Origin of the sequence: Spirillospora sp. NPDC049652, from assembly GCF_040675125.1 — a bacterium.
Lineage (GTDB): Bacteria > Actinomycetota > Actinomycetes > Streptosporangiales > Streptosporangiaceae > Spirillospora.
On sequence record NZ_JBFAOF010000395.1, the window covers coordinates 1 to 6,200 of the forward strand.

Consider the following 6,200-nt stretch of genomic DNA (forward strand, 5'->3'; position numbering starts at 1 on the left):
CCGGCCCGGTGCCCGGCCCGGTGCCCGGCCCGGTGCCCGGCCCGGTGCCCGGCCCGGTGCCCGGCTCGACGTCCGGGCCGACGGCCGGGGCCCCGGACGACTCGCTGTCGCGCAGCGCGTCGCTCGCGGGCTCGGCCGGGCCCTCGCCGTCCCGCACGCGGGTCTCCTCGGGGATCTCCGCGCGGAACCGGGGGAGCGCCTCGGGGTGGTGCTCGCGCAGGTAGCCGATCAGGTGCTCGCGCACGTCGCAGCGCAGGTCCCAGGCGCTCGCCGAGTCGGCGGCGCTCATCAGCGCGCGCATCTCGACCAGGCCGTTGGGCTGGACGTCGGTGAGCTGGAGCACCCAGTCGCGCTGGTCCCACAGCGGGTGCTCGCGCAGGTAGTCGTGCAGGACGGTGCGCAGTTCCTCGATCGGGACGCTCCAGTCGACCCGCAGCAGCACCGCGCCGATGACCCGGCTGGTGTGCCGGGTCCAGTTCTCGAAGGGCTGCTCGATGAAGTAGGAGACCGGCAGGATCAGCCGCCGCTCGTCCCACAGCCGCACCACCACGTACGACAGGGTCAGCTCCTCGATCCGCCCCCACTGGCCCTCGACGACCACGACGTCGTCCAGGCGCAGCGCGTCGCTGAACGCCAGCTGCAGCCCGGCGAGCAGGTTGCCGAGGGTGGGGCGGGCGGCGATGCCGACGACGAGCCCGGCGACGCCGGCGGAGGCCAGCACGCCCGCGCCGACCGCCCGGACGGCCGGGAAGGTGAACAGGGCGATGGCGGTGGCGACGATCCCCAGGGTCACCGCGCCGATCCGGCGGAGCAGCAGCATCTGCGTGCGGGTGCGGCGGGCCCGGCGGTTGCGTGCGCCCGAGACCCGGGTCAGCCGGTCGAGCGGCGGGTCGGTCAGCGCGTAGAAGATCCGCAGGATCAGCCAGGCGGTCGCGCCGGTGGCCGCGATGTGCAGCACGTGCCGCAGGTCCGCGCCCAGCCGGGGCGGCAGGTCCCCGTACGGGACGGCCCCGTAGGCGCTGACGGCGGCGGCGAACGTGAACGCGGGGGCGGTGCAGCGGCGGGCCGCCTGCCCGGCGGCCGGCCAGCGGGCCGACAGCCGTCCGGCGAGCAGCCGGCGGGCCCCCTCCACGACACCGACGGACAGGGCGACGGCGATCACGGGAATGATCAGCGCCCAGAGCGCTGACACGTCCAAATCCCCCCTTTATGGTCGAAACCGGTGGACACTCCGGGAACCTGTATCCGCAGGCGGGCGGTCCGAACGAGATCTGGATCACCCCCGGAGGCCGCGCGGGGCGCCGGTTGTCGGTGCCGCCGACTAGGCTTTCCATGTGGCAGATCCGGCGACCTATCGACCAGCACCGGGGACGATCCCCGACGAACCCGGCGTGTACCGCTTCCGTGACGAGCACGGGCGGGTGATCTACGTGGGCAAGGCCAAGAGCCTGCGCTCGCGGCTCGGCTCCTACTTCGCCGACTTCGCCACCCTGCACCCGCGCACCCAGACGATGGTGCGCACCGCCGCCCGGGTCGACTGGACCGTGGTGTCCACCGAGGTCGAGGCGCTCCAGCTGGAGTACAGCTGGATCAAGGAGTTCGACCCCCGATTCAACGTCAAGTACCGCGACGACAAGTCCTACCCCTACCTCGCGGTCACCCTCAACGAGGAGTTCCCCCGCGTCCAGGTCATGCGGGGCGCCAAGCGCAAGGGCGTGCGCTACTTCGGCCCCTACTCGCACGCCTGGGCCATCCGCGAGACCGTCGACCAGCTGCTGCGCGTGTTCCCCGTCCGCACCTGCTCGGCCGGGGTGTTCAAGCGGCAGCACCAGCTCGACCGGCCCTGCCTGCTCGGCTACATCGACAAGTGCTCCGCGCCGTGCGTGGGCCGCGTCACCCCGGACGAGCACCACGCCCTCGCCGAGGACTTCTGCGACTTCATGGCGGGCAACACCGGCCGCTACATCAAGCGCCTCGAACGCGACATGCGCGAGGCCGCCGCGTCCATGGCCTACGAGCGGGCGGCGCGGCTGCGCGACGACATCCGCGCGCTGGAGCGGGCGCTGGAGAAGCAGACCGTGGTGCTCGCCGACGGCACCGACCTCGACATGATCGCCTTCGCCGAGGACGAGCTGGAGGCCGCCGTCCAGGTGTTCTACGTGCGCGGCGGGCGCATCCGCGGCCAGCGCGGCTGGGTGGTCGACAAGGTCGAGGCGGTCACCACCCCCGACCTGGTCGAGCAGTTCCTCATCCAGACCTACGGCGACAGCGACGCGGTGCCGCGCGAGGTGTACGTCCCGGCGCTGCCGCCGGACGCCGAGGCCATGACCGAGCTGCTGGCCGAGGCGCGCGGCGGGCCCGTGCGGCTGCGCGTCCCGCAGCGCGGCGACAAGAAGGCGCTGCTGGAGACCGTCCACCGCAACGCGCGGGAGGCGCTCAAGCAGCACAAGACCCGCCGCGCCAGCGACCTGACCACCCGCAGCCTCGCGCTGCGCGAGCTGCAGGACGCGCTGGAGCTCGACGAGGCCCCGCTGCGCGTCGAGTGCTACGACGTGTCGAACCTGCAGGGCACCAACGTGGTGGCGTCCATGGTCGTGTTCGAGGACGGCCTGGCCCGCAAGAGCGAGTACCGGCGGTTCACGATCAAGGCCGTGGAGGGGCAGGACGACGTCCGGTCCATCCACGAGGTGATCACCCGCCGGTTCCGCCGCTACCTGGCCGAGAGCGAGAAGACCGGCGAGCCGGGCGTCCTCCCCGACGACCAGGCCCAGGGCGGCCCCGGCGTCCCGGACGCCCAGGCGGGGCCGGACGCGTCCGGCGAGCCCGCCGCGCACGGCCCGATCGACCCCGAGACCGGCAGGCCGCGCCGCTTCGCCTACCCGCCCAACCTGGTGCTGGTGGACGGCGGCCCGCCGCAGGTCGCGGCCGCGCAGCGCGCCCTGGACGAGCTCGGCGTGGACGACATCGCCGTCGTCGGCATCGCCAAGCGGCTGGAGGAGCTGTGGCTGCCCGGCGACGACGACCCGGTGATCCTGCCGCGCAACAGTGAGAGCATGTTCCTGGTCCAGCGCATCCGGGACGAGGCGCACCGGTTCGCCATCACCTTCCACCGCCAGAAGCGGTCGAAGTCGATGACCGTCAGCGAGCTCGACACGGTGCCCGGGCTCGGCCCGGCGCGCCGCACCGCGCTGGTGAAGCACTTCGGCTCCGTCAAGCGCCTGAAGGAGGCGACCCCGGAGCAGATCGCCGAGGTTCCCGGCATCGGCCTGCGCACCGCCGAGACGATCGCCGCCGCGCTGAACGGCCCCGGCGCGTCCGCCGCGACGCGTCCACCCGACGCGGGCGGGGACACCGGCGGCGGGAACGCGGGCGGCGATAACACGGCCGGCGGCGCGGGAGAAGAGGCGGCCGAGGGCGCGACGGAGCGCCCGGACGGCAGCGGAAGCACGACCACCAGCACCAGCACCACGCCGGACGCCGTGGGGGCGGCGGACGGCGGTACCGGCACCGCCACCGGTACCGGCCACAGGGGCGACGCCGACGACAGGGGGAAACGAACGTGACCACCGAGACACAGGTCCCGGACATCGTGATCGTCACGGGCATGTCCGGCGCGGGCCGCAGCACGGCCGCCAAGTCCCTGGAGGACCTGGACTGGTTCGTGGTGGACAACCTGCCGCCCGCGCTGCTGGCGACGATGGCCGACCTCGGCGGCCGGGTGAAGGACGCGGTGCCGCGCATCGCCGTCGTGGTCGACGTGCGCAGCCGCGGGTTCACCGCCGACCTGCACTCGTCGATCGCCGAGCTGGAGGCGCGCGGCGTGCACCCGCGCGTGGTGTTCCTCGAGGCCGGCGACGACGACCTGGTGCGCCGGTTCGAGAGCGTCCGGCGCCCGCACCCGCTGCAGGGCGACGGCCGCCTGGTGGACGGCATCGCCCGCGAGCGCGAGCTGGTCCGCGAGGTGCGCGCCGAGGCCGACCTGGTGATCGACACCAGCGGGCTCAACGTGCACGAGCTGCGCAACAAGATCATCGGCTTCTTCGGCGACGGCAGCACCGACTCGCGGCTGCGCGCCACGGTCGTGTCGTTCGGCTACAAGTACGGCCTTCCGGTGGACGCCGACCTGGTCGTCGACTGCCGCTTCCTGCCGAACCCGCACTGGGTGCCGGAGCTGCGGCCCAAGACCGGCCGCGACGCCGACGTCCGCGACTACGTGCTCGCCCAGCCCGGCGCCAAGGAGTTCCTGGACGCCTACACCGAGGTGTTGCGCCTGCTCACGACCGGGTACGAGCGTGAGGGCAAGCACTACGTGACACTGGCCGTGGGATGTACCGGTGGCAAACACCGTAGTGTGGCCATGGCCGAGCAGATCTCCGCCCGGCTGCGGGACGAGGGCGTCGAGGTGCAGGTCGCCCATCGCGACCTCGGCCGCGAGTGAGCCGCGCGGGCGAGCGCCCGCGCGGGTGGACCGAGGAGACTGACGAACCGGTGAACCCCCGTGGGCCCAAGGTCGTCGCGCTCGGCGGGGGGCACGGCCTGTACGCCTCGCTGTCGGCGCTGCGCCGCGTCACCGAAGCCCTGACGGCCGTGGTCACGGTCGCCGACGACGGCGGCTCCAGCGGGCGGCTCCGCCGCGAGCTGGGCGTCATGCCGCCGGGCGACCTGCGGATGGCGCTCGCCGCGCTGTGCGGCGACGACGAGTGGGGCCAGACCTGGCGGGACGTGGTGCAGCACCGCTTCCGCAGCGAGGGCGCGCTGCACGACCACGCGGTCGGCAACCTGCTGATCGTCGCCCTCTGGGAGCTGTTCGGCCAGTCCGGCACCGTCGCCGCCCGGAACGTTCCCGGCGCCCCGGCCTCCGGCACGTCCGCCTCCGGCACATCCGCCTCCGACGCCCATTCCCCCCATGGCGCGGCGGACGGCGGGACCGGCGTGGTCGCCGGGCTCGACTGGGTGGGACGGCTGCTCGGGGCGCACGGCCGCGTGCTGCCGATGGCCTCGGTGCCGCTCGACATCGTCGCCGACGTGCGCGGCGCCGACCCGGCGCGTCCGGACGAGGTCGTCCAGGTGCGCGGCCAGGTCGCGTGCGCGAAGACGCCGGGCACGGTCGAGGGCATCTCGCTGATCCCGTCCGACCCGCCCGCGTGCCCCGAGGCGCTCGCGGCGATCGAGGACGCCGACTGGGTGGTCTTCGGCCCGGGGTCGTGGTTCACCAGCGTCCTGCCGCACCTGAAGGTGCCGGGGCTGGCGCGCGCCCTGCGGCGGACGCGGGCCCGCCGCGCGGTGCTGCTGAACCTGGCGCCGCAGCCGGGCGAGACCGACGACCTGTCGCCGCAGAACCACCTGGAGGTCCTGCAGGCCCACGCGCCGGACCTGCGGGTCGACGTGGTGCTGGCCGACCGGGGCGTCGTGGACGAGCCGGACGCGCTGGAGAAGGCCGTCGGCGACCTGGGCGGACGCCTGGTGCTCGCCGACGTCGCCGCCGCCGACGGATCGCCGCGTCATGATCCCGCCCTGCTGGCCCAAGCCTTCGTACAGATATTCGCTGACTGACGTCCGGCCGGGCCGCGATCGGCCACACTGCTGGAAGTTCGATAGGGGGAGGGGTTCATCTATGGCGATGACCGGTGTGGTGAAGGACGAGCTGAGCAGGCTCCAGGTGCTCAAGCCGTGCTGCCGCAAGGCGGAGGTCTCGACGCTGCTGCGCTTCGCGGGCGGCCTGCACCTGGTGAGCGGGCGCATCGTGATCGAGGCCGAGATCGACACCGGGGCCGCCGCGCGCCGTCTGCGCCGGGACATCGCCGAGGTGTTCGGGCACACCTCCGACGTGGTGGTGCTCGCCCCGTCCGGGCTGCGCAAGGGCAACCGGTACGTCGTCCGGGTGTTCCGCGAGGGCGAGTCGCTGGCCCGGCAGACCGGGCTGATCGACAACAACGGGCGCCCGGTGCGGGGGCTGCCCCGGCACGTGGTCGCGGGGGCGGCCTGCGACGCCGAGTCGGCCTGGCGGGGGGCGTTCCTGGCGCACGGCTCGCTGACCGAGCCGGGCCGGTCGATGTCCCTGGAGGTGACCTGCCCCGGCCCGGAGGCGGCGCTGGCGCTGGTCGGCGCGGCCCGCCGGTTGAAGATCCACGCCAAGGCGCGGGAGGTGCGCGGGGTCGACCGCGTGGTCGTGCGCGACGGCGACGCGATCAGCGCGCTGC

Annotated in this window: 4 protein-coding genes and 1 pseudogene; 4 read left to right on the top strand and 1 reads right to left on the bottom strand. The window is 74.0% G+C overall.

Annotated elements, in window-relative coordinates; all coding sequences use genetic code 11:
• Positions 1-1,192: mechanosensitive ion channel family protein (locus AB0J52_RS23140; protein ID WP_500184042.1), on the bottom strand; the 1,192-nt coding region annotated here is incomplete at its 3' end.
• Between the two features lie 142 nt (positions 1,193-1,334).
• Between AB0J52_RS23140 and uvrC the strand changes: the two are divergent.
• From uvrC to whiA, 4 genes and pseudogenes are all read left to right on the top strand, one after another.
• Positions 1,335-3,350: pseudogene (uvrC, locus tag AB0J52_RS23145) on the top strand (excinuclease ABC subunit UvrC); the annotation flags it as partial.
• A gap of 209 nt (positions 3,351-3,559) precedes the next feature.
• Positions 3,560-4,438, top strand: a complete 879-nt coding sequence (rapZ, locus tag AB0J52_RS23150; RefSeq protein WP_500184044.1) for an RNase adapter RapZ — start codon at positions 3,560-3,562, stop codon at positions 4,436-4,438.
• Positions 4,439-4,488: 50 nt separating this feature from the next.
• Entirely contained in the window at positions 4,489-5,553 is a 1,065-nt protein-coding gene (locus AB0J52_RS23155) for a gluconeogenesis factor YvcK family protein (protein WP_500184046.1), read from the top strand.
• 61 nt (positions 5,554-5,614) lie between these two features.
• A partial coding sequence (gene whiA, locus AB0J52_RS23160; RefSeq protein ID WP_500184047.1) for a DNA-binding protein WhiA occupies positions 5,615-6,200 on the top strand: 586 nt, incomplete at its 3' end.